Genomic DNA, 22650 nt, shown 5'->3' on the forward strand with positions numbered 1-22650 from the left:
CAGCGCGACGAAGGCCCGGTCCCCCCTGCGGACCGGGCCTTCGTCGTTCCCGGAGCCAACCGGGGCAGCGCGCGTGCTCCCGGCCGGACCGGGTCAGCGCGCGCGCCGGGCCGCACCCGGTCGAGCTGCCCCGACCAGCTCGAGCGGCCGGGTCCACAGGCCGGAGAGCCAGCTGAGCTCGTCGTCCGTCGGCTCGGCGGCGACGGCGAGCTGCGCGCTCCACTCGACCGCGGTGCCGACCGTCCGGGCGACCGCCATCGAGCGGGTCGGTGTCGCGTCCCCTCCGAGGCTGCGGTACTCCGTGAGGAACATCGCCACCGGGTCCAGCCCCCAGGCCGGGTCGAGGGCCGGGCCGAGCGCGATGGCGACCCAGTCGAGCGCCGTGGCCACGTCCCACCGCGGGTCTCCGCACCCGGCGGAGCGGTGGTCGCGACCCGGGGCCGCGCCGTCCGGCCCCGTGACGCCGCCGAGGAGGACCGCGCGCACGGCCCCGCGCACCCGGGTCACGGCCACGTCGTCGCCCGTCGGCTCGCCGTGGATCCACTGCGCGGTGGTCCACGCCGATCGGGCCCCCGCGAGAGCACGCCCGATCGCGGGGTGGGCCCGCACCGCCCAGACCGGTCCCGCCTGCACCGGGAGCTCGTCGAGCCAGTCCGGCAGTGGCGCGTCGAGCACCCAGGGCAGGTCAGCGGTCGGCGTGAGCGCCGTGAGCGGCGTGCGGTGCAGGCGCACCAGGGCTGCCGCCCACGCCGAGAGGAGGGCTGTCAGCTCCGCGCGCAGGACCGAGGCCGGCCCGTGCTCGTGGAACCGGCCGACGAGGTCCTCGAGCTCCCCACCAGCGCGGTCCCCCCACCGCGCTGGTGCCGAGCCGGGTGTGCGGGGACCGTCGCGTGCCCCGGGTCCGGGACCAGCGCGACGACCTCCGGCGACGGACCGGCCGCCGTGTGGCGCCCGACCCGCGGACGCAGCGCGACGACGCGTGCGGAGGGACTGCGGTCGACCGCTGTGCGGTCACGGCCGGCCGTGCTCTCCACGTCGACGGACATCGCGCTGCCTTCCTCTCTGTTGCCTCGAGCTCGGGTGCTGGGTCAGCGGGCCCGGCCGCGGACGATGGCCGTGACGTAACCCGCCCAGAACGCCTCGCGCAGCCGGAGCGACGCGAAGGCCCGTGCGCGGGCACCGGCGGCACCGCCGGGGCCAGCTGCCTGGGTGTGGGCCTCGGTGAACGGTTCGGTGAAGGGCTCGGTGAAGGGCTCGGTGAAGGGCTCGGTGAACGGCTCGGTGAAGGGCTCGGTGAACGGGTTGGCCCCGAACGCCTCGGTGAACGGCTCCGTGAACGGTTCGGTGAACGGCTCCGTGAACGGCTCGGTGAACGGGTTGGCGCCGAACGCCTCGGTGAAGGGTTCCGTGAACGGTTCGGTGAACGGTTCGGTGAAGGGCTCCGTGAAGGGCTCCGTGAACGGTTCGGTGAAGGGCTCGGTGAACGGGTTGGCCCCGAGGGCCTCGGTGAAGGGTTCCGTGAACGGTTCCGTGAACGGTTCCGTGAAGGGTTCCGTGAACGGTTCCGTGAACGGTTCGGTGAACGGCTGGGCGTCCGCGCCGGCTGTCGCGGCCGACTGGGCGGAGGCCGCTGCGCCCGGCTGAGCCGGGGCCGCCACGGGACGCCCGGTGGCGCCGTTGCCGCTCGTCGCCGTGCCGCGTGCCGCAGCAGGGCGCCGACGGGGACGGCGACGGCCGAACGCCGCCTCGATCGGCGGGAACAGCGACGGAGCCCCGGTCGGCCGCGCAGCACGCGACCGTGCCCCCCGGCGTCCCGCGAGGGCGCGCGCCGCGGTCGGGGTCAGGACGTCGACACCCAGCGTGCCCAGCACGGCGCCGATCGGGTTCGCCACGGAGAACGAGCCGTCGTCCTCGCCCGCCCAGAGCAGGCCCACCACCCGTCCGTCCTCGGTGATGATCGCCGAGCCGGAGTCGCCCTCGGCCGAGAAGGCGGCGACGCCCTCGGCGGGCTCAATGCGGATCTGGTCGCGCAGGGTCTTCCACCCGATGCCGGGACCGAAGTCGACGGAGGTCGTGTAGTCGGTCGAGGTGATCGTGCCGCTGGTCAGCCCCGTGGTCCGGCCGGTCTTGCGGACGGCTGACCCCTCGGTGGCCGGCTCGGACCCGGTCACGGGTCCGATCCCGACGATGCCGGGCACCCAGGGTGCGCCAGGCGCCAGCGCGACGACGGCCGCGTCGATGTGGTCGGTCAGCGCGCCACGCACGAGGGCGCCGACGCGGTCCGAGCGGGGGTTCCCACCGTCGGCGAGCGCCGGCTGGATCCAGGTGCTCGCGACGTCCTCGAGCCCGTCGCCCGCAGCGACGTGCCAGTTCGTCAGCCCGAACGTCTGGCCTGTGTGCCGCTCGTACACCAGCACGCCGAGCGTGCCGTTGACCGACCGCAGCTGGGCCGTGCCGTCGACGGGGATCGTCACCGGGGCGGCCGGTCCGATGCTGATGCCGCCGGCCAGGGGACGGACGCGCTTGCTCGCCGGGGTGGGCTCCGAGCTGGACAAGAGACGCACGCGGTGCTCGACGACGTCCGTGGGGATGCCGTCGATCTCGCTGGGGATGCGCTCGCTGTCGGGCAGCTCGCCCGCGGCACGCTTGCGCTCGACGTGGACCACGATCGCCTGCCGGCCGGTGGGCGACCCGTCCGACCACTTCTCGCCGATGTCGACCCCCACCACGCCGGGCCGGGCGATGAGCGCGTCCTCCACGGTGCGCTTCGTCGTTCGGATCTGCTCGCGGGTGTACGGGTCGGGTGTGGGGTCCTGCTCAGTCATGTCGCGCGTCTCCTCAACCGGTCGGGTGCTCGTCAGGAGCGGGTGAAGTCAGGCCAGATACATCCGCCAGGAAGGAACACTCCCAGAGATGTATCTGGCTGCCGAGGGGATGCTCCTCTTCGTCGACCCCGTCGAGTGGGGTCGCCCGCGGGTGCTCGCGGGGGCAGGTCGTCACCAGCGGCTTGCTCGGGGCAGCGGCGAGCGACGTCAATCGTCCTTGTCGGGGTTGTCCGGGTCGTCCTACTGTGTGCGGGGCGGCCGCCCGACGAGGCCTGCCTGTGAGGGGTCCATGATGAGTGACGACCTGGTGGAGCCGGTGGACACCGAGCTCCGCAGCCAGGGTGAGGGGCTCGCCGACCAGGCGGCCCGCGCGGTGGTGGCCTACCGCGACGGAGACCGTGCGCCGCTCGCCGCCCTGGTGCAGGTGATGACTCCGTTGCTGTGGCACACCGTGCGCGCCCAGGGGGCTGACCCCGAGCTGGCGCAGGACATCGTGCAGAACACCTGGCTGACCCTCGTGCGGGACATCGAGTCGATCCGGGATCCCCGGGCGACCCTCCAGTGGATGCTCGTCACGGCCAAGCGCGCCGCGTGGAGGTCCGTGCGGCGCAGCCGCGACGAGATGGTCCGCCACGAGCAGGACGAGCACGTGACCGACTGGCTCGCGGCACCGGCGGACGACCTGCCCGACACGGTCGCGGTGCGTTCCGAGCGGGACAAGCTGCTCTGGCAGCACGTCGCCGAGCTGCCCGACCGGTGCAGGCGGCTGCTCGGCCTGGTCGCGCTGGTCGACCGCCCGGACTACGGGGTGGTCTCCCGGGCGCTCGGCATGCCGGTGGGGAGCATCGGACCCACCCGCGGTCGCTGCCTCGCCAAGCTCCGCGTCGCACTCGCCTCCGACCCCGCCTGGAGCGTGTCATGAGCACCGACGAGAGGACCCTCGCGCTGGTCGCCGCGGGTGGCCTGGACATCGACGACCGCCGCATCCTGAACCGTCTGGCGGAGCTGGTCGAGCGCGCGGACCCGGTACCTCCGGGCCTCATCGAGAGCATCGGCATGGCGCTCACCATCGAGGCGATGCACGCCGAGGTGGCCGAGCTGCACCTGGTCGGTGAGCCCGCGCTCGCGGTCCGCGCCGACGAGACGAGCATCGAGGCCGGCACCATCACGTTCACCACCGACGTGCTCACCGTGATGATCTCGGTGCACGCGGAGGCGGGCCGCGTGCGGGTCGACGGCTGGGCGGCGCCGGCGGGCGAGCTGTCCGTCGAGCTGCACCAGGGCGGAGACGTCGCCTCGACGACGTCGGACGTGGACGGCCGGTTCTCGTTCTCCGACATCGAGCGAGGACCTGCGCGGCTGGTGCTCCGTCGACCCTCGGACCCCACGGTCCCCATCGTCACGCCGCAGATCGAGCTCTAGCGCAGATGGCCGAACCCGGCGGTCCGGCGGCGGCCGGATCGCCGTCACTCGGCGCCCTGGCCGAGCAGGTGCAGCGCGCGGACGACGACAACGCGGAGGGTCGACCGACCCGCGCGCGTCGTCGGCTGCGTCCTGCACTGCGCGCGCTCGACGCGATGCCCTCGACGCCCGAGGTGGCGCGATGGCGTGGTCGGGCGCTCGTCGAGCTGGCCAAGTGTGACTTCGAGACCCGGGGTGGGCCGCGCCCGGTGCTCGAACGACTCGACGCGATGCTTGCCGAGCAGGAGGCGTCGGGCGGGGGCTGGCGCGGGCTGCGCCCGGCGGTCGCTGGCCTGCGTGGCCTGCTGGCGCTGCGGGCCGGTCGCCAGGACGACGCGCTGCGGGAGCTGGACGTGGCGATCGCCGCGTCCGACGACGCCGACCCGATCGACGCGTGCCGCTCTCTCCTGAACCGCGGGGTGCTGCACATCGAGCGGCGCGAGGTGGCGGCGGCCCGGGCGGACTTCGCGGAGTGCGCCCGCCGCGCGCGGGAGGCCGGCTTCGTCCGCCTCGTGTTCAAGGCGGAGCACAACCTGGGCTACCTCAGCTTCGTCGCCGGCCGCATGCCGGAGGCCCTGGCCGTCATGGAGGCCGCCGCCGCGATCCTGCCGGGGCCGCCCCGGCCGACCGCGCTCCAGGACCGCGCGCGGGTGCTCCTCGAGGCGGGGCTCGTCGGTGTCGCGGACAGCACCCTGGCGGAGGCGGCCGCCCGGTTCGCCGAGCAGCACCTCCCGCGCGACGTCGCCGAGTGCGAGCTCGGTCGGGCGGAGTGCGCGATGCTGCGCGGCGACCTCGCTGCCGCGCGGGACTTCGCCCTGTCCGCCGAACGCCGGTTCCGTCGGCGGGGGGACGACGCCTGGGTGGTCCGGTCGTCGCTGCTGGCGCTGCAGGCGGACGCCGAGGCGTACGCGACCGCGCCCGGCGACGTGCACTCCCGCGCGCGCTGGGCGTCGCTGGCCCGCAGCGCGGCCCGGCTGGAGCGGATGTGCGTGTCTACCGGCCGCACCATCTGGGCCACCGCGGCCGCGTACGTGCGGATCGAGGCGGACCTCGCGCGCGGGGTGCTCACGGAGCCGGCGACCGTGCTCGAGGGGCTCGGGCCGGTGCGGAACAGCGACCCCATCGCGGTCCGGCTGCACGGGCGCCGCATCCGCGCGATGCTCGCGCTCGAGGCGGGGGACCGGGAGCGCGCCGGACGGTACGTCCGCGCAGGTCAGCGCGATCTCGGGCTGCACCGGTCGCGGTTCGGCTCGCTCGACCTGCGGACCGCCGGCGCGGTGCACGGGACGGGGCTGGCGGCGCTCGACGTGTCGCTGGCGCTCGCCACCGGCCGCGCCTCGGCGGTGCTGGACGCCGCGGAGCGGGTGCGGTCCGTGATCGGCGGCACCCCGCGGGTCAACCCGCCCAGCGACCCCGTCTCGGCGGCCCTGCTCGAGGAGCTGCGCGAGCTGATCGACAAGAACCGTGGCGTGCGGCTGCGGGTGGGCGGCGACCCCCGGCTCGTCCGTGTCGAGCGCGAGGCGCAGCGCCTGAAGCACGAGATCCTGGCCCGGTCCTGGCACGAGAGCGGACGGGCAGGCGGCGACCGGGCGGGCCGCACGGTGGAGGTGCGCAGGCTGCTGCGCGACCGACCCGGCGCGGTGGTCCTCGACGTGCTCGAGCACCGCGGGGAGCTCCTGGCCGTGGAGGTCGGCGACCACCGCACCGAGCTGCACCACCTCGGGGAGACGGCGAGCATCGCCGAGCTGGTCCGCCGGGTGCACGCCGACCTGGAGGTGACGGCGAACCCGCTGGTGCCCGCGGACCTGCGCGGGGTCGCGCTGAGCTCCCTGCGTCACGGGATGACGAGGCTGGAGCAGCGGCTCGAGCCCGCGCTCGGTGCACCCGGGGAGCTCGTCGTCGTGGCGACCGGCTGGCTCGGCGTGCTGCCGTGGTCGATGCTCCCGTCCCGGGTGGGTCTGCCGACCGTCGTCGCGCCGTCGGTGCACCACTGGATGACGTATGCCGGCACGGCGAGCAGCGCGCCCACCCGGGTCAGCGCCGCGGCCGGGCCGGGACTGCGGCACGCCGAGGCGGAGGCGGAGGAGATCGGTCGGCTGTGGCCCGGGGGCGAGGTCGTGGTGGGTGAGGAGGCCACGGTCTCCCGGATGATCGGCCTGCTGGGCTCGCCCGGCATCGTGCACCTCGCCGCGCACGGCCGCCACGAGCCCGACAACCCGTTGTTCTCCTCGGTCCGGATGGCCGACGGGCCGCTCTTCGCGCACGAGCTGGACTCGGGCGGAGCGTCGCCGGACCTCGTGCTGCTGTCCAGCTGCGAGGTGGGCCGCGCGAGCATCCGGGCCGGGGGAGAGGCGCTCGGGCTCGCGAGCGTCCTCCTGCGCACCGGCGTCGGCTGCGTCGTGGCCGCGCTGGCCCCGCTGCCCGACGCGACCGCGCTCGCGGTGATGACGCGCACCCACGCCCTGCTGGCCACGGGTGTGCCGGTGGCGCAGGCTGTCGCGACGGCGACCGCGGAGGACGCGGCCCAGACGGGGGTCGTCGCGCCGCTGGTCTGCTTCGGCGCCCCGCTCTGAGGGCGATTTGGTCACCTCCGGCGGGTGCCGTACCCTGAGGGGACCCAAAGACCGCCGGTCGTCGACCGTGTCGTGCGCACGCAGTGCTCACGCCCGATCGCCCGAAGTCCCGCAGCACGCGGAGGCCAGCGCAGGTGAGTGTTCCCGGATGGTTCGGCTTGCGCCGAGCTGCCTGCCGAGCCCCGCGCCTGCGCGGGGCTCTTCCTGTTGGGGGACGTGACGACCGGTGGCACCACCATCGGAAGGATTGCCATGGCGAGGCCGGACAAGGCAGCCGCTGTCGCAGAGCTCACGGACCTGTTCCGTGACTCCAACGCGGCCGTGCTGACCGAGTACCGCGGGCTCACCGTTGCTCAGCTCAAGAAGCTGCGCAAGGCGCTCAGCGGCAACGCAACCTACGCCGTGGTGAAGAACACGCTGACCGCGATCGCGGCCAAGGATGCCGGCCTCGAAGGCCTCGACGACGCGCTCACGGGCCCGTCGGCGATCGCCTTCGTCTCCGGTGACCCGGTCGAGGCCGCCAAGGGACTGCGTGACTTCGCCAAGGCGAACCCCGCACTGGTCATCAAGGGCGGTGTCCTCGACGGACGCGCCCTGACCGCTGCGGACGTCACCAAGCTCGCGGACCTCGAGTCCCGTGAGGTTCTGCTGGCCAAGGCGGCCGGCGTGTTCAAGGCGTCGCTCTTCCAGGCGGCCTACCTGTTCACCGCCCCCGCCGCTCAGGCTGCACGCACCGTCGACGCTCTCCGGCTCAAGCTCGAGGAGTCGACCGAGGTCGCTGCCTGAGCCACCCGGCGACAGGCACTCACTGAACCCCCGCCCAGGTAGCCGCACCGGCCACCGGGCATTGATCGGAAGGAACCGCCACCATGGCGAAGCTCACCACCACCGAGCTCATCGACGCGTTCAAGGAGCTCTCCCTCATCGAGCTCTCCGAGTTCGTGAAGGCGTTCGAGGAGACCTTCGAGGTCACCGCTGCCGCTCCCGTCGCCGCTGCGGCCCCCGCCGGCGCCGGTGGCGCTGCCGAGGTCGAGGCCGAGGAGGAGAAGGACTCGTTCGACGTCGTCCTCGAGGCCGCCGGTGACAAGAAGATCCAGGTCATCAAGGAGGTGCGCGTCCTGACGAGCCTCGGCCTGAAGGAGGCCAAGGACCTCGTGGACGCCGCTCCCAAGGCCGTCCTGGAGGGCATCACCAAGGAGAACGCCGAGAAGGCCAAGGCGACCCTCGAGGCCGCCGGCGCCACGGTCACCCTCAAGTGATCGCCGCCTCCGTCGCCGGTCCGCCGGTCGCACGGAGGTAGCACGCCAGCTCGCAGACGAGGCCCGCGCCCCCTCGGGGACGCGGGCCTCGTCGCGTCCGGATGAGGGACAGGCTTTCGCCGGCCCGTTCCGTGTGCCACCATGTGCGCGACGACAACGACGTCGTCGTGCGGGCGGAGCCGCCCGCTCGTACCGGACGCCTCAGGGTCGGTCACCCATCTCGGTGGGGGACTCCAGGGGTGTCGATGCCGGGTGGACTTTGCAGCCGCGGCCGAGTATGCTAGCGCTTTGCGCTGGCCTGTGCCCGCGATCCCGTATAACCCGAGCCCACCCTCGTCGTCAATGCACGACGTCGTGGGGCTCGCCGGCCGGGGGATCGCGCCTAGCCAGGACCAGTGCAGCGTGCACTCGATCCGCTGGGAAGGACCCCTCTTTTGGCTGCCTCGCGCACCCCTTCTGCTCCGACCGCCGACGCCATCGCGAACCGCACCGCCTCTCGCCGTATCTCCTTCGCCAAGATCCACGAGCCCCTCGAGGTCCCGGACCTGCTCGGTCTGCAGACGGAGAGCTTCGACTGGCTGCTCGGCAACGAGAAGTGGCAGGGCCGTGTGGCCAAGGCCCTCGAGGCCGGTCGGCAGGACGTTCCCGAGACCGCTGGTCTCGAGGAGATCTTCGAGGAGATCTCGCCCATCGAGGACTTCGGCGGCTCCATGTCGCTGTCGTTCCGCGAGCACCGCTTCGAGCCGCCGAAGTACACGGCCGAGGAGTGCAAGGAGAAGGACTTCACCTTCGCCGCCCCGCTGTTCGTCACGGCGGAGTTCGTCAACTACACCACCGGTGAGATCAAGAGCCAGACGGTCTTCATGGGCGACTTCCCGCTCATGACCGAGCGCGGCACCTTCATCATCAACGGCACCGAGCGCGTCGTCGTCTCGCAGCTCGTCCGCTCGCCGGGCGTCTACTTCGAGCGCACCGCGGACAAGACGTCCGACAAGGACGTCCTCACGGCCAAGGTCATCCCGAGCCGCGGCGCCTGGCTCGAGTTCGAGATCGACAAGCGCGACAACGTCGGCGTGCGCGTCGACCGCAAGCGCAAGCAGAACGCCACCGTGCTGCTCAAGGCGCTCGGCATGACGGACGCGGAGATCCGCGAGGAGTTCGCCGCGTACCCCGCCGTCATCGACACGCTGGACAAGGACCACGTCCAGACGCAGGACGAGGCGCTGCTCGACCTCTACCGCAAGATCCGCCCGGGCGAGCCGCCCACGGTCGAGGCCGGCCGCGCGCTGATCGAGAACTTCTACTTCAACCCGAAGCGCTACGACCTCGCCAAGGTCGGCCGCTACAAGCTGAACAAGAAGCTCGGTCTGGACGTCCCGCTCGCCGACTCGGTCCTGTCCAAGGACGACGTCGTCGCGACGATCAAGTACCTCGCGTCGCTGCACATCGACCTGCCCTCGCTGCCCGGCACGCGTGGCGGCGAGTCCGTCGAGATCCGCGTCGAGCCCGACGACATCGACCACTTCGGCAACCGTCGCATCCGCGCGGTCGGCGAGCTCATCCAGAACCAGGTCCGCACGGGCCTGTCGCGGATGGAGCGCGTCGTGCGCGAGCGCATGACGACGCAGGACGTCGAGGCGATCACCCCGCAGACCCTGATCAACATCCGCCCCGTGGTGGCGTCGATCAAGGAGTTCTTCGGCACGTCGCAGCTGTCGCAGTTCATGGACCAGAACAACCCCCTCGCGGGCCTGACGCACAAGCGTCGCCTGTCCGCGCTGGGCCCGGGTGGTCTGTCCCGCGACCGCGCCGGCATGGAGGTCCGTGACGTCCACCCGTCGCACTACGGCCGCATGTGCCCGATCGAGACCCCTGAGGGCCCGAACATCGGTCTCATCGGCTCGCTCGCCACGTACGGGCGGATCAACCCGTTCGGCTTCGTCGAGACCCCGTACCGCAAGGTCATCAAGGGCAAGGTCTCCGACGAGGTCCACTACCTGACCGCCGACGACGAGGACCGCCACGTCATCGCGCAGGCGAACGCCCCGCTCAAGGCCAACGGTGCCTTCGAGGAGGACCGCGTCCTCGTCCGCGTCAAGGGCGGCGAGATCGAGTACGTCGCCGGCGAGGCCGTCGACTACATGGACGTCTCCCCGCGCCAGATGGTGTCGGTGGCCACGGCCCTGATCCCGTTCCTCGAGCACGACGACGCCAACCGTGCCCTCATGGGTGCCAACATGCAGCGCCAGGCCGTCCCGCTGGTCCGTTCCGAGGCCCCGCTCGTGGGTACCGGCATGGAGCGTCGTGCGGCCATCGACGCGGGCGACGTCATCGTCGCGACGAAGCCGGGTGTCGTCACCGAGGTGTCGGCGGACCTGATCGTCGTCGCCAACGACGACGCCACCACGTCGACGTACCGCGTCGCCAAGTTCCGTCGCTCGAACCAGGGCACGTCCTACAACCAGCGCGTGCTGGTCGACCAGGGCGCCCGCGTCGAGGTCAACTCGGTGCTCGCCGACGGTCCGGCCACGGACGAGGGCGAGCTCGCGCTCGGCCGCAACCTGCTGGTCGCGTTCATGTCGTGGGAGGGCCACAACTACGAGGACGCGATCATCCTGTCGCAGCGCCTCGTGCAGGACGACGTCCTGTCCTCGATCCACATCGAGGAGCACGAGGTCGACGCGCGCGACACCAAGCTCGGCCCGGAGGAGATCACGCGGGACATCCCGAACGTCTCCGAGGAGGTCCTCGCGGACCTGGACGAGCGCGGGATCATCCGCATCGGCGCCGAGGTCGCGGCCGGCGACATCCTCGTCGGCAAGGTCACGCCCAAGGGCGAGACCGAGCTGACCCCGGAGGAGCGCCTGCTCCGTGCGATCTTCGGTGAGAAGGCGCGCGAGGTCCGCGACACGTCGCTCAAGGTGCCCCACGGCGAGTCCGGCACGGTCATCGAGGTCCGCACGTTCAGCCGCGAGGACGGCGACGAGCTGCCCGCCGGCGTGAACGAGCTGGTCCGCGTGTACATCGCGCAGCGACGCAAGATCACGGACGGCGACAAGCTGGCCGGCCGTCACGGCAACAAGGGCGTCATCTCCAAGATCCTGCCGGTCGAGGACATGCCGTTCCTCGCCGACGGGACCGCGGTCGACGTCGTCCTCAACCCGCTCGGTGTCCCCGGCCGCATGAACGTCGGCCAGGTCCTCGAGACGCACCTCGGCTGGGTGGCCAAGCAGGGCTGGGACATCCAGCTCGCCGAGGGTGACGTGTCCTGGCGGGACGACGTCCCGGCCATCGCCGCGTCGTCGCCGGCCGGCAACCCGGTCGCCACGCCCGTGTTCGACGGTGTCCCGGAGACGACCCTCACCGGTCTGCTCTCGGCCACGCTGCCGAACCGTGACGGTGTCCGCACCGTGGGTGGCGACGGCAAGGCGCGCCTGTTCGACGGGCGTTCCGGCGAGCCGTTCCCGGACCCGGTCGCGGTCGGCTACATGTACATCCTCAAGCTGCACCACCTCGTCGACGACAAGATCCACGCACGTTCCACGGGTCCGTACTCGATGATCACGCAGCAGCCGCTGGGTGGTAAGGCGCAGTTCGGTGGCCAGCGGTTCGGCGAGATGGAGGTGTGGGCCCTCGAGGCGTACGGCGCCGCCTACACGCTGCAGGAGCTTCTCACCATCAAGTCGGACGACGTCCCCGGACGCGTCAAGGTGTACGAGGCGATCGTCAAGGGGGAGAACATCCCCGACTCGGGCATCCCGGAGTCCTTCAAGGTCCTCCTCAAGGAGATGCAGTCGCTCTGCCTGAACGTGGAGGTGCTCTCCTCGGACGGCGTCTCCATCGACATGAAGGAGAACGACGACGAGGTCTACCGCGCAGCGGAAGAGCTCGGCATCGACCTGTCCCGGCGCCCGAACGCCAGCAGCGTCGAAGAGATCTGACGTCGAGCCCCGGTCCGGCTGCTCTCACGAGATGCCGGACCGGGTGCCCGCACCCTTTAGCAACATTTCCGTTCCGCTGGTCCTCGAGACCGGCAAGCGAAGGAAGTAGGACCCCTCTTGCTCGACGTCAACGTCTTCGACGAGCTGCGTATCGGCCTTGCCTCGGCCGACGACATCCGTGCCTGGTCGCACGGCGAGGTGAAGAAGCCCGAGACCATCAACTACCGGACCCTGAAGCCGGAGAAGGATGGCCTGTTCTGCGAGAAGATCTTCGGTCCCACCCGGGACTGGGAGTGCTACTGCGGCAAGTACAAGCGCGTGCGCTTCAAGGGCATCATCTGCGAGCGCTGCGGCGTCGAGGTGACCCGCTCCAAGGTCCGTCGTGAGCGCATGGGCCACATCGAGCTGGCCGCGCCCGTCACGCACATCTGGTTCTTCAAGGGTGTGCCGTCGCGTCTCGGTTACCTGCTGGACCTCGCCCCGAAGGACCTCGAGAAGGTCATCTACTTCGCGGCCTACATGATCACCTGGGTCGACGTCGACGGCCGGCACGAGGACCTCCCCAACCTCCAGAACGGGATCGACCTGGAGAAGAAGGAGATCTCGGACCGCCGCGACAACGACATCAACACCCGCGCCACCAAGCTCGAGGCCGACCTGGCCGAGCTCGAGGCCGAGGGTGCCAAGGCCGACGCACGCCGCAAGGTGCGCGACTCCGCCGAGCGCGAGATGGCGCAGATCCGCAAGCGTGCGGACCTGGAGCTGGACCGCCTCGACGCGGTCTGGGACCGGTTCAAGAACCTCAAGGTCGCCGACCTCGAGGGCGACGAGATGCTGTACCGCCAGCTCCAGGACCGGTACGGCAACTACTTCGAGGGCTCGATGGGCGCCGCGGCGATCCAGAAGCGTCTCGAGGCGTTCGACCTCGAGGCCGAGTCCGACTCGCTGCGCGAGATCATCAAGACCGGCAAGGGCCAGCGCAAGACGCGTGCCCTGAAGCGGCTCAAGGTCGTCAACGCGTTCCTCACGACGACCAACTCGCCCACCGGCATGGTGCTCGACGCCGTCCCGGTCATCCCGCCGGACCTGCGTCCGATGGTCCAGCTCGACGGTGGCCGCTTCGCCACCTCGGACCTGAACGACCTGTACCGCCGCGTCATCAACCGGAACAACCGCCTCAAGCGGCTGCTCGACCTGGGCGCGCCCGAGATCATCGTCAACAACGAGAAGCGGATGCTCCAGGAGGCCGTCGACTCGCTGTTCGACAACGGCCGCCGCGGCCGTCCGGTGACCGGTCCGGGCAACCGCCCGCTCAAGTCCATCTCGGACATGCTCAAGGGCAAGCAGGGTCGGTTCCGTCAGAACCTGCTCGGCAAGCGCGTCGACTACTCGGGCCGTTCGGTCATCGTCGTCGGCCCGCAGCTCAAGCTCCACCAGTGCGGCCTGCCCAAGCAGATGGCGCTCGAGCTGTTCAAGCCGTTCGTGATGAAGCGCCTCGTGGACCTCAACCACGCGCAGAACATCAAGTCGGCCAAGCGCATGGTCGAGCGCGCCCGTCCCGTCGTCTGGGACGTGCTCGAGGAGGTCATCACGGAGCACCCGGTGCTGCTCAACCGCGCACCCACGCTGCACCGTCTGGGCATCCAGGCGTTCGAGCCCCAGCTGGTCGAGGGCAAGGCGATCCACCTGCACCCGCTCGTCTGCGCCGCGTTCAACGCGGACTTCGACGGTGACCAGATGGCCGTCCACCTGCCCCTGAGCGCGGAGGCGCAGGCCGAGGCCCGCATCCTCATGCTCTCGAGCAACAACATCCTCAAGCCGTCGGACGGTCGTCCGGTGACCATGCCCTCGCAGGACATGATCATCGGCCTGTACCACCTGACCAACGACAAGGACGACGCGCTCGGCGCCGGCCGTGCGTTCAGCACGGTCTCCGAGGCGATCATGGCGTTCGACCAGGGTTCCCTGGACCTGAACGCCGTGGTGCGGATCCGGTTCGACGACCTGGTCCTGACCGAGGAGGACGCGCCCGAGGGTTGGTCCGAGGGCGACGTGCTGCTGTACGAGACGACGCTGGGCCGGGCGCTCTTCAACGAGCTCCTGCCCGTCGACTACCCGTACGAGAACGGCGTCGTCGACAAGAAGCGTCTCTCGGTCATCGTCAACGACCTGGCCGAGCGCTACCCCAAGGTCGAGGTCGCTGCCTCGCTGGACGCGCTCAAGGAGGCCGGCTTCCGCTGGGCCACCCGCTCGGGCGTCACGATCTCCATCTCGGACGTCGCGACCCCGTCGGCCAAGGCGGCCATCCTCGAGGAGCACGAGGGACGTGCGGCGAAGGTGCAGGGCCAGTACGAGAAGGGCCTGATCACCGACGACGAGCGTCGTCAGGAGCTCATCGAGATCTGGACGCAGGCCACCGACAAGGTCGCCAAGGCGATGCAGGAGAACTTCCCGCGCCAGAACACCGTCTACAAGATGGTCGGCTCGGGCGCGCGTGGTAACTGGATGCAGGTCCGCCAGATCGCCGGTATGCGTGGCCTCGTCGCCAACCCGAAGGGCGAGATCATCCCTCGCCCGATCAAGTCGAACTACCGCGAGGGGCTGTCGGTCCTCGAGTACTTCATCGCGACGCACGGTGCCCGCAAGGGTCTGGCGGACACCGCTCTGCGGACCGCCGACTCGGGCTACCTGACCCGTCGTCTGGTGGACGTCTCGCAGGACGTCATCGTCCGTGAGGACGACTGCGGCACCGAGCGTGGTCTGACCATGCCGATCGGCGTCCCGGGTTCGGACGGCACGCTGCGTCGTCACGACAAGGTCGAGACGAGCGTCTACTCGCGCACGCTGGCGACGGACGTCGAGATCGACGGCGAGGTCATCGGTCACGCCGGTGACGACGTCGGCGACGTGCTGCTGGACCGCCTCCTCGAGGCCGGTGTCACCGAGATGAAGATCCGCTCGGTGCTCACCTGCGAGTCCCGCGTCGGCACCTGCGCCCGCTGCTACGGCCGTTCGCTGGCCACCGGCAAGCTCGTCGACATCGGCGAGGCCGTCGGCATCATCGCGGCCCAGTCGATCGGTGAGCCCGGCACGCAGCTGACGATGCGTACCTTCCACACCGGTGGCGTGGCGTCGGCCGACGACATCACGCAGGGTCTGCCGCGTGTCCAGGAGCTCTTCGAGGCCCGCACCCCCAAGGGTGAGGCGCCCATCGCGGAGTTCTCCGGTCGCATCGCGGTGGAGGAGGGTGACCGTTCGCGTCGCCTCGTCCTCACGCCGGACGACGGCTCGGAGGAGATCGCCTACCCGATCACCAAGCGCTCGCGCCTGCTGATCTCGGACGGCGACCACGTCTCCGTGGGTACCCAGCTCGTCGTGGGTGCGGTGGACCCGAAGAAGGTCCTGCGCATCCTCGGCCCGCGTGCCACGCAGAAGCACCTGGTCGACGAGGTGCAGGTCGTCTACTCCTCGCAGGGTGTGGACATCCACGACAAGCACATCGAGGTCATCGTGCGGCAGATGCTGCGCCGCGTGACGGTCCTCGACTCCGGCACCACCGACCTGCTGCCCGGCGAGCTCGCCGAGCGTGGGCGCTTCGAGGACGCGAACCGCGCTGCGGTGTCCGAGGGCGGTCAGCCGGCGTCGGGTCGTCCGGAGCTCATGGGCATCACGAAGGCGTCGCTCGCGACGGACTCGTGGCTGTCGGCGGCCTCCTTCCAGGAGACCACCCGGGTGCTCACCGAGGCCGCGATGTCGGGTCGTTCCGACCCGCTGCTCGGCCTCAAGGAGAACGTCATCCTCGGCAAGCTCATCCCGGCCGGCACGGGGCTTCCCCGCTACGGCAACATCGCGGTCGAGCCCACCGAGGAGGCCAAGGCCGAGCTGTACCCGACCTTCGGCTACGACGAGATCGACTTCCCCGCCCTGGGCCTCGGCTCCGGCGAGGCGATCCCGCTCGAGGACATCGACTTCGGCGACTACCGCTGATCTCGGCCTCAACGCCTCACCCGAGGGGGTCCACCGTCACGGTGGGCCCCCTCGGGCCTTTCGTCCCGGGAATCCCCGGCGCGCTCCTGGTGTTCTCTGAGGGTGCCCCGTGAGGGCTGGCTCTGTGGTCAGCCGCTTTGACGCCTCCCCAGGCGCCAGGTAACGTAGGACACCGTGCCCGCGCCGTCGGGCTCTCGCGCATGCACTCGGTGGACGCCTGGTCCTGGACTCAGTTCAGGATGGTGGGTCCGGGGGCATCGGGTGGTCTCTCTCCACCGCGCCGTCTCTCCTCAAGGCAACCTTGCGGACTGCGGTGCGGAGGACCGGGGCGACACGCCCGGGCGCGGGGGTCGGTTCGGGACGCAAGAACTGCGAGGTAGTCGCGCGACGGGCGACGATCCTCGACCATGCCGGCCGTCCAGGGTGACGGGTGCCGGTCGACCAGAGATTCATCCAACAGACGGAGACGTAGTGCCTACGATCCAGCAGCTGGTCCGCAAGGGCCGGCAGGCGAAGACGAACAAGTCGAAGACGCCTGCCCTCAAGGGCTCCCCCCAGCGACGCGGTGTGTGCACCCGCGTCTACACCACGACCCCGAAGAAGCCGAACTCCGCGCTCCGCAAGGTCGCGCGCGTCCGCCTCTCGAGCCAGGTCGAGGTCACCGCGTACATCCCCGGTGTCGGTCACAACCTGCAGGAGCACTCGATCGTGCTCGTTCGCGGTGGCCGTGTGAAGGATCTCCCGGGTGTCCGGTACAAGATCGTCCGTGGTGCCCTCGACACGCAGGGCGTCAAGAACCGTAAGCAGGCGCGCAGCCGCTACGGCGCGAAGAAGGTGGGCTGATGCCTCGCAAGGGTCCGGCCCCGAAGCGGCCGCTCGTCATCGACCCCGTCTACGGGTCCCCGGTCGTCACGCAGCTGATCAACAAGGTCCTGCTCGACGGCAAGAAGTCCGTCGCGGAGCACATCGTCTACGGCGCCCTCGAGGGCGTCCGTGAGAAGACGCAGGGCGACCCGGTCGTCGTGCTCAAGCGCGCGCTGGACAACGTCCGCCCGTCGCTCGAGGTGCGCTCGCGCCGCGTCGGTGGCGCCACGTACCAGGTGCCCGTCGAGGTGCGCCCGGTCCGTCAGACCACCCTCGCGCTGCGCTGGCTCACCGACTACTCGCGCGCACGCCGCGAGAAGACGATGACCGAGCGCCTCATGAACGAGATCCTCGACGCGTCCAACGGCCTCGGTGCCGCGGTGAAGCGTCGCGAGGACATGCACAAGATGGCCGAGTCCAACAAGGCCTTCGCGCACTACCGCTGGTAATCCCGGCACCCACGGGCGCTGCGCCGCCGGTCCGATCCTCGGGCCGGACCGGTGGCGCCACCCAAGCCAACCGACAAGGGGCAACTCACGTGGCACTGGATGTGCTGACGGACCTCACGAAGGTCCGCAACATCGGCATCATGGCGCATATCGATGCCGGCAAGACGACCACCACCGAGCGGATCCTGTTCTACACCGGGGTCAACTACAAGATCGGTGAGACGCACGACGGTGCGTCGACGATGGACTGGATGGAGCAGGAGCAGGAGCGCGGCATCACGATCACGTCCGCCGCGACGACCTGCTACTGGCACGACAACCAGATCAACATCATCGACACCCCGGGCCACGTGGACTTCACGGTCGAGGTCGAGCGCTCGCTGCGCGTCCTCGACGGCGCTGTTGCCGTCTTCGACGGCAAGGAGGGCGTCGAGCCCCAGTCGGAGACTGTCTGGCGTCAGGCCGACAAGTACGACGTCCCGCGCATCTGCTTCGTCAACAAGATGGACAAGCTCGGCGCGGACTTCTACTTCACCGTCGACACCATCGTGAACCGCCTCAAGGCCCGGCCGCTGGTCATCCAGCTGCCCATCGGAGCCGAGAACGACTTCATCGGCGTCGTGGACCTGGTCACCATGCGTGCCCTCGTCTGGCGCGGCGAGACCGCCCTGGGCGAGAAGTACGAGGTCGAGGACATCCCGGCCGACCTGGTGGAGAAGGCGGACAAGTACCGCGCCGAGCTCCTCGAGGCCGTCGCCGAGACCGACGACGAGCTGCTCGAGAAGTTCCTCGGTGGCGAGGAGCTGACGGTCGCCGAGATCAAGCGCGGCATCCGCAAGCTCACCGTCTCCAGCGAGGCGTACCCGGTCCTGTGTGGTTCGGCGTTCAAGAACAAGGGCGTCCAGCCCATGCTCGACGCCGTCATCGACTACCTGCCGACGCCCCTGGACGTCCCGGCGGTCGAGGGCCACGACATGAAGGACCCCGAGCTCGTCGTCGAGCGCCACCCCGACTCGACGGAGCCGTTCTCGGCCCTCGCGTTCAAGGTCGCCTCGCACCCGTTCTTCGGCAAGCTCACCTACGTCCGGGTCTACTCCGGCAAGGTGGCGCAGGGCGCCCAGGTGCTCAACTCGACCAAGAACAAGAAGGAGCGCATCGGGAAGCTCTTCCAGATGCATTCCAACAAGGAGAACCCGGTCGACGACGCCACGGCGGGTCACATCTACGCGTTCATCGGCCTCAAGGACGTCACCACCGGTGACACCCTGAGCGACCCGGCGCACCCCGTCGTGCTCGAGTCGATGACGTTCCCGGAGCCGGTGATCGACGTCGCCATCGAGCCCAAGACGAAGGGTGACCAGGAGAAGCTCTCCGTGGCCATCCAGAAGCTGGCCGAGGAGGACCCGACCTTCCGCGTCAAGCACGACGAGGAGACCGGCCAGACCGTCATCGGCGGCATGGGCGAGCTCCACCTCGACATCCTCGTGGACCGCATGCGTCGCGAGTTCAAGGTCGAGGCCAACGTCGGCAAGCCGCAGGTCGCGTACCGCGAGACGATCCGTCGCTCGGTCGAGAAGATCGACTACGTGCACAAGAAGCAGACCGGTGGCTCGGGCCAGTACGCGAAGGTCCAGATGACCTTCGAGCCGCTGGACCCCGCCGAGGGCGAGCTGTACGAGTTCTCGAACAAGGTCACCGGTGGCCGCATCCCGCGCGAGTACATCCCGTCGGTCGACGCCGGCATCCAGAGCGCGATGCAGCTCGGCGTCCTCGCGGGCTTCCCGCTCGTGGGCGTCAAGGCGATCCTGCTCGACGGTGCCGCGCACGACGTCGACTCCTCGGAGATGGCGTTCAAGATCGCGGGCTCGATGATCCTCAAGGAAGCGGTCCGCAAGGCCGACCCGGTTCTCCTGGAGCCGGTCATGGCCGTCGAGGTCCGTACTCCCGAGGAGTACATGGGTGACGTCATCGGCGACATCAACTCGCGCCGCGGCATGATCCTTGCCATGGAGGACGCAACGGGCGTGAAGGTCATCCGCGCCACGGTGCCCCTCTCCGAGATGTTCGGGTACGTCGGTGACCTGCGGTCGAAGACCCAGGGTCGCGCGGTGTACTCGATGCAGTTCGACAGCTACGCCGAGGTTCCTCGGAACGTTGCCGAGGAAATCATCAAGAAGACCCGGGGCGAGTAGTCCCACAGGTCGAACCCTGTAGTTCCATCACACAAACCGACCCGTAGGACGCCGCGTCGAACGGCTACCGTCCGGTAGCCGCAGAACGTCGGCCAATCTCTACCAAGTCCTGAGGAGGACACCCAGTGGGCAAGGCGAAGTTCGAGCGGACGAAGCCGCACGTCAACATCGGCACCATCGGCCACGTCGACCACGGCAAGACGACGCTGACCGCGGCCATCTCGAAGGTGCTGCACGACAAGTACCCCGACCTGAACCCCTTCACGCCGTTCGACGAGATCGACAAGGCGCCCGAGGAGAAGCAGCGCGGTATCACCATCAACATCGCGCACGTGGAGTACCAGACGGAGAAGCGTCACTACGCTCACGTCGACGCTCCGGGTCACGCGGACTACATCAAGAACATGATCACCGGTGCGGCGCAGATGGACGGCGCGATCCTCGTGGTCGCGGCGACCGACGGCCCGATGGCCCAGACGCGTGAGCACGTCCTGCTCGCCCGTCAGGTCGGCGTGCCCTACCTGCTCGTCGCGCTGAACAAGACCGACATGGTCGACGACGAGGAGATCCTGGAGCTCGTCGAGGTCGAGGTGCGCGAGCTCCTCTCGGCCCAGGGCTTCGACGGCGACGAGGTTCCCGTCGTGCGCGTCTCCGGCCTGAAGGCGCTCGAGGGCGACCCGATCTGGGTCAAGTCCGTCGAGGACCTGCTCGCCGCTGTCGACGAGTCCGTCCCGGACCCGGTGCGCGACATCGACAAGCCCTTCCTCATGCCGATCGAGGACGTCTTCACGATCACCGGTCGTGGCACCGTCGTCACCGGTCGCGTGGAGCGCGGCAAGCTCAAGGTGAACGAGGAGGTGGAGATCGTCGGCATCAAGGAGAAGGCGATCAAGACCACGGTCACCGGCGTCGAGATGTTCCGCAAGCTGCTCGACTACGCCGAGGCCGGCGAGAACGTCGGTCTGCTCCTGCGTGGCACGAAGCGCGAGGAGGTCGAGCGCGGCCAGGTCGTCGTCAAGCCCGGCTCGATCACGCCGCACACCGAGTTCGAGGGCCAGGTCTACATCCTGGCCAAGGACGAGGGTGGCCGTCACAACCCGTTCTACGGGAACTACCGCCCCCAGTTCTACTTCCGCACCACCGACGTCACCGGCGTCATCACGCTGCCCGAGGGCACCGAGATGGTCATGCCCGGCGACAACACCGAGATCCACGTGAACCTCATCCAGCCCATCGCGATGGAAGAGGGCCTCGGCTTCGCCATCCGCGAGGGTGGCCGCACCGTCGGCTCGGGCAAGGTCATCAAGATCATCAAGTGATGCTCGCCCCTCGGGGCAGCTGAACTGACGGAAGGGCTCGGGAGCTTCGGCTCCCGGGCCCTTCCGTCATGTCCGCGGTCGGGGCCTCAGCCGGAGTCGGGGTAGCCGGCGCGACCGTCACCGTCGAGGTCGGTGCACATGCTGTGCTCCTCGCCGGGCAGCTGCGCGACGCAGTCGGCGTAGCCCTCGACGTACCGGAACAGCCCGTCGCTGGTGGCGTCGGTGCAGTCGGGGGAGCCGTCGGCGGGGTCGCACGGCTCGCCGGGCACCGGGGTCGTCGACGAGCTCGGGCTCACCGGCGGCGCGCTCGGCGTGGCCGGCGTCGACGTCGTCGTCGTGCCGGCTGCACTCGGCGAGACCGCCGAGGACGGCCGGGCCGGCTCGGACGCGCAGCCCGCGAGCACGAGGGCGGCGACGGTGACCCCGAGGAGGCGGCCGGTCGGTCGGTGCATGCCCGAACGGTAGCGGCGGCGGCCCCGCCTGTGGGGGAGATCACGCGGGACGAGCCCACGGGTGTGACGGAGGCGATTGGAGTTCCCGGGCGCACTCTGGCACACTGTTCAGGTTGCCTAGTTGAGGGCGGCGCGTTCGCGCGCGCAGCACACGACAGGGCTCACACACGTGGAAGGCGTCTGGACCCCGGGATCACCCGGTGGTTGACGCCCGACAACAACCACCGATCTCGTGCCGGAAACGGTACGCAGCGCAACGGTGTGTCGCGCCTAGCGACACGCCCGAGTGCGGGGGTCGGACGGGCCGGTTCCAAACAGAGGGAAGTAGAAGCGCCATGGCGGGACAGAAGATCCGCATCAGGCTCAAGTCCTACGACCACGAAGTCATCGACAGCTCGGCGCGCAAGATCGTCGACACGGTGACTCGCGCTGGTGCGTCGGTCGTGGGTCCGGTGCCGCTGCCGACGGAGAAGAACGTGTTCTGCGTCATCCGGTCGCCCCACAAGTACAAGGACAGCCGCGAGCACTTCGAGATGCGTACTCACAAGCGGCTCATCGACATCATCGATCCCACGCCGAAGGCCGTCGACTCGCTCATGCGTCTCGACCTGCCTGCGGACGTGAACATCGAGATCAAGCTCTGACGCTGGGAAGGAACTGATTTCTATGGTTACCCAGCAGAACGAGCGCGCAGTCACGGCTCTCCTCGGCACGAAGCTCGGCATGACCCAGGTGTGGGACGACAACGGTCGTCTCGTCCCGGTCACCGTCGTCGCTGTCGGGACGAATGTCGTGACCCAGGTGCGCTCCGCCGATGCTGACGGCTACGCCGCGGTTCAGCTGGCCCACGGCCAGATCGACCCGCGCAAGGTCACCAAGCCGCTGAAGGGCCACTTCGAGAAGGCCGGGGTCACCCCCCGCCGGCACGTGGCCGAGATCCGTACGCCGAACGCCTCCGAGTTCACGCTCGGCCAGGAGCTCACGGCCGCCCTCTTCGAGGCCGGCTCGCTCGTGGACGTCATCGGCACCACCAAGGGCAAGGGCACCGCCGGTGTCATGAAGCGTCACGGCTTCCACGGCGTCGGCGCCTCGCACGGTGCGCACCGCAACCACCGCAAGCCCGGCTCGATCGGTGGCGCTTCGACGCCGTCGCGCGTGTTCAAGGGCATCAAGATGGCCGGTCGCATGGGCGTGGACCGCCAGACCACCCAGAACCTGACCGTGCACGCCGTCGACGTCGAGCGGGGTTTCATCCTCGTCAAGGGTGCCGTCCCCGGCCCCAAGGGTGGCGTCGTGGTCGTGCGTTCCGCTGTGAAGGGGGCGTGACC

Annotated in this window: 16 protein-coding genes; 13 read left to right on the forward strand and 3 right to left on the reverse strand. The window is 70.0% G+C overall.

What is annotated here, in order from left to right; genetic code table 11:
• Positions 1–93: 93 nt before the first annotated feature.
• Positions 94–732: a hypothetical protein gene (locus ASD18_RS07630; protein ID WP_056088871.1), complete on the reverse strand. Its 639-nt coding sequence runs from the start codon at positions 730–732 to the stop codon at positions 94–96.
• Between the two features lie 356 nt (positions 733–1088).
• Entirely contained in the window at positions 1089–2825 is a 1737-nt protein-coding gene (locus ASD18_RS07640) for a trypsin-like peptidase domain-containing protein (RefSeq protein WP_056088877.1), read from the reverse strand.
• A 292-nt stretch (positions 2826–3117) separates the two neighbouring features.
• Between ASD18_RS07640 and ASD18_RS07645 the strand changes: the two genes are divergently transcribed.
• The 11 genes from ASD18_RS07645 to tuf all read left to right on the forward strand — a co-directional run bounded on the left by ASD18_RS07645 (position 3118) and on the right by tuf (position 20870).
• Entirely contained in the window at positions 3118–3747 is a 630-nt protein-coding gene (locus tag ASD18_RS07645) for an RNA polymerase sigma factor (protein WP_235522289.1), read from the forward strand.
• Positions 3744–4247 carry a hypothetical protein gene (locus ASD18_RS07650; protein ID WP_056088883.1) on the forward strand — a complete coding sequence of 168 codons (504 nt, stop codon included), beginning with the start codon at positions 3744–3746 and terminating at the stop codon, positions 4245–4247. The genes ASD18_RS07645 and ASD18_RS07650 overlap by 4 nt, the downstream gene beginning before the upstream one ends.
• 5 nt (positions 4248–4252) lie before the next feature.
• On the forward strand, positions 4253–6859 hold the full coding sequence (locus ASD18_RS07655) for a CHAT domain-containing protein (RefSeq protein ID WP_056088886.1): 2607 nt from the start codon (positions 4253–4255) through the stop codon (positions 6857–6859).
• A gap of 252 nt (positions 6860–7111) precedes the next feature.
• The gene (rplJ, locus tag ASD18_RS07660; RefSeq protein ID WP_056088890.1) at positions 7112–7645 is read left to right on the forward strand and encodes a 50S ribosomal protein L10; all 534 of its coding nucleotides are present in this window, start codon (positions 7112–7114) and stop codon (positions 7643–7645) included.
• Positions 7646–7728: 83 nt separating this feature from the next.
• Entirely contained in the window at positions 7729–8118 is a 390-nt protein-coding gene (rplL, locus tag ASD18_RS07665) for a 50S ribosomal protein L7/L12 (protein WP_056088894.1), read from the forward strand.
• A 434-nt stretch (positions 8119–8552) separates the two neighbouring features.
• Positions 8553–12059, forward strand: coding sequence for a DNA-directed RNA polymerase subunit beta (rpoB, locus tag ASD18_RS07670; RefSeq protein WP_056088898.1), 3507 nt, complete (start codon positions 8553–8555; stop codon positions 12057–12059).
• 117 nt (positions 12060–12176) lie between these two features.
• Positions 12177–16046: a DNA-directed RNA polymerase subunit beta' gene (locus tag ASD18_RS07675; protein WP_056088901.1), complete on the forward strand. Its 3870-nt coding sequence runs from the start codon at positions 12177–12179 to the stop codon at positions 16044–16046.
• A gap of 471 nt (positions 16047–16517) precedes the next feature.
• Entirely contained in the window at positions 16518–16889 is a 372-nt protein-coding gene (gene rpsL, locus ASD18_RS07680) for a 30S ribosomal protein S12 (protein ID WP_013770160.1), read from the forward strand.
• Entirely contained in the window at positions 16889–17359 is a 471-nt protein-coding gene (gene rpsG / locus ASD18_RS07685) for a 30S ribosomal protein S7 (protein ID WP_028045072.1), read from the forward strand. Before rpsL ends, rpsG begins: the two co-directional genes overlap by 1 nt.
• 89 nt (positions 17360–17448) lie before the next feature.
• The gene (gene fusA, locus ASD18_RS07690) at positions 17449–19551 is read left to right on the forward strand and encodes an elongation factor G (RefSeq protein WP_056088903.1); all 2103 of its coding nucleotides are present in this window, start codon (positions 17449–17451) and stop codon (positions 19549–19551) included.
• A gap of 125 nt (positions 19552–19676) precedes the next feature.
• On the forward strand, positions 19677–20870 hold the full coding sequence (gene tuf / locus ASD18_RS07695) for an elongation factor Tu (RefSeq protein ID WP_056088906.1): 1194 nt from the start codon (positions 19677–19679) through the stop codon (positions 20868–20870).
• An 86-nt stretch (positions 20871–20956) separates the two neighbouring features.
• Here tuf and ASD18_RS07700 read toward each other — a convergent pair whose 3' ends face one another.
• Complete coding sequence (locus ASD18_RS07700; RefSeq protein ID WP_056088908.1) at positions 20957–21322, reverse strand: hypothetical protein; 366 nt, start codon at positions 21320–21322, stop codon at positions 20957–20959.
• Positions 21323–21657: 335 nt separating this feature from the next.
• Here ASD18_RS07700 and rpsJ point away from each other — a divergent pair, with 335 nt between their 5' ends.
• Both rpsJ and rplC read left to right on the forward strand, forming a co-directional pair.
• Positions 21658–21966 carry a 30S ribosomal protein S10 gene (rpsJ, locus tag ASD18_RS07705; RefSeq protein WP_013117879.1) on the forward strand — a complete coding sequence of 103 codons (309 nt, stop codon included), beginning with the start codon at positions 21658–21660 and terminating at the stop codon, positions 21964–21966.
• 22 nt (positions 21967–21988) lie between these two features.
• A complete protein-coding gene (rplC, locus tag ASD18_RS07710; protein ID WP_056088911.1) occupies positions 21989–22648 on the forward strand; it encodes a 50S ribosomal protein L3 in 660 nt (219 codons plus the stop codon).
• The last annotated feature ends 2 nt before the right edge of the window (positions 22649–22650 follow it).

Origin of the sequence: Cellulomonas sp. Root137 (assembly GCF_001426725.1) — a bacterium.
In the GTDB taxonomy this organism is placed as follows: domain Bacteria; phylum Actinomycetota; class Actinomycetes; order Actinomycetales; family Cellulomonadaceae; genus Cellulomonas.